Annotated in this window: 2 protein-coding genes; both read left to right on the top strand. The window is 48.1% G+C overall.

Annotated elements, in window-relative coordinates; all coding sequences use genetic code 11:
- Positions 1-80: 80 nt before the first annotated feature.
- Entirely contained in the window at positions 81-1310 is a 1230-nt protein-coding gene (gene istA, locus FTO68_RS11715) for an IS21 family transposase (RefSeq protein ID WP_255333596.1), read from the top strand.
- Positions 1311-1559: 249 nt separating this feature from the next.
- Positions 1560-2245 (top strand): IS21-like element helper ATPase IstB (gene istB / locus FTO68_RS11720; protein WP_255333597.1); only part of this gene is annotated, 686 nt, incomplete at its 3' end.

The raw sequence follows: 2245 nt of genomic DNA on the forward strand, positions 1-2245 counted from the left end.
AAAACGCTCATCATAAATTGATCCACCCTATCATCCCCTCTGTCCATTATTGGATCGGGAGGGAACTGTAGGTGAAATCGATGAGCGACATACAGCGCATTGTAGAACTCTATAACCTCTATGGATCAAAGAGAAGAGTCGCCAAAGAACTTGGAATGTCCCGGAATACTGTGGCACGGTATCTCCAACGGGTTCAGGATGTCAAGGATGGAGTTGAATCTGAAATACTGCCTAAGAATCGCCAGATACAACGTCCTTGCACCGTCCTGACTCCGGAGATTCAAGGGTGTATTCATTCAATACTGGAGGAGAATGCTGATCGCCCAAAGAAACAACGGTGGAACGGACAGAAGATCTGTCACTACCTGAACAAGCACGGGTATGGCATAAGTTACGCAACAGTCAAGCGAGAGATCGCATCATGGAAACAGAAGCATGGCCATCGTGACGTCTATATTGCCCAGGAAACCGATCCTGGATGTCGCGCAGAATTCGACTTTGGCAAGACCGATCTCTGCATCTGCACGCGATGGGGTAAATATCCAATGGCATCCATGGTCCTCAATAACTCACTCTATCGGTTCGGTCGGGTTTATCATCGTGAAACCCTCCTTGAGATTTTTGATGCTCATATCCGGTTCTTCAACAAGATTGGTGGAGTTCCAGCCACCATCTTCTATGATAATATGGCTGCAATCCTCAATCCAAGAACAAAAGATTGGAACTCACGGTTTCTTGAGTTTTCTCTCTTTCATGGATTCGAACCTCATGTCTGCAACCCACGGTCACCACATGAGAAAGGAACTGATGAACAGTCAGTCGGATACATGAGACGCTGGGCATTCAGTGAAAGGAATACGTTTCCGTCACTGGATGAGGCAAATGTGTACCTGGCAGAAACAATCGCCGAGATCAATGCGGGTAACGTCTATCGCCGTCCATCTCCTCCCTGTGTTGGTCTTCTCGCAGAACAGGAAACGTTTGCTCCTCTTCCCACCCTTGAATTTTCCAATTATCAATCTCGCTCAGCCCGGATCTCAAAATACTCGCATGTTGCCTTTGAAACGAACTATTACTCGGTTCCGGATACCTATCCCGGTCATCATCTAACACTCAAATACTCTCCAGACATCGTCGAGCTGGTCGGAGGTGATCAGGTGCTTGCATGCCATACACGGCGGTTTGGAAAAGGCGAGCTTTCCTATGACCTCACCCACCTTTCTCAAGACACTGTCACGAAAACCTGGTGCACTCCCAAACTCCCGGTTATTCCGGCAACTGGACGAGGCGATTCAACGAATCCTTCATAGACATTATTCGGGGAGGAACAAAGAGTTCCTGCCGATCCTCTCACTCTTCAAAGAAGCTTCTGAAGAGGAGTTGATATCTGCGATCCATCTGTTGGAAGAGCATGGCATGGTTCCAACCTATGAGACGTTACGATGTGTGATTATGCATCAAACAGGCCAGGTGCCTGATATGCCACTCCCTCCAGACCTGATCAAAATGGAGGATCCCAATCTGTCTCTCTATGATCACCACTTACTGGGAGGCCGTTGATGTCTGCAAGTATTGAGGAGCTCTGCCGTACACTGCGTCTCTCAGGGCTTGCAGCATCGGTACGTGAACTCGAGCCAGGTCCCTATTCAGAAGAGATTACCGGGTTTCTGCTCCAGGCTCTGGAGAATGAATATGATCTGAGATTAGAGCGGAAAAGGGTGAACGCCATTCGTACCGCTGGTTTTCCGACAATGAAACGGTTTGATGATCTTGTTGTTGATCTGTTGCCCGAAGATGCTCGTTCCTATCTTTCCCTCCTGAAAAATCTGGATTTTCTCAAAGAACATCAGAATGTGCTCATGATCGGGAATTCCGGGACTGGAAAGACTCATCTTGCGATTGCGATTGGTGTCCTGGCATGTGAACAGAATTACCGGGTGGGTTTCAAGACAACAGCCGGTCTGGTGAATGAGCTGGTCGAGGCAAAACAAGAACGAAGGTTAACCTATCTTCTCCGGCAGTTAAAACGTGTAGATCTTCTGATTCTTGATGAGTTAGGGTATATCACGTTTGATCTTGCGGGAGCGGAACTGCTGTTTCAGTTGCTTGCATCACGGTATGAGACAGCCAGTACGTTGGTGACATCGAACCTGATGTTCTCCGAGTGGGTGAAGGTATTCCATGACAAGTCACTGACAGCGGCTTTGCTTGACCGGATCACCCATCGAGCACTTGTGCTGAATAT

It is taken from the genome of Methanocalculus taiwanensis (genome assembly GCF_024372745.1).
GTDB lineage: Archaea > Halobacteriota > Methanomicrobia > Methanomicrobiales > Methanocorpusculaceae > Methanocalculus > Methanocalculus taiwanensis.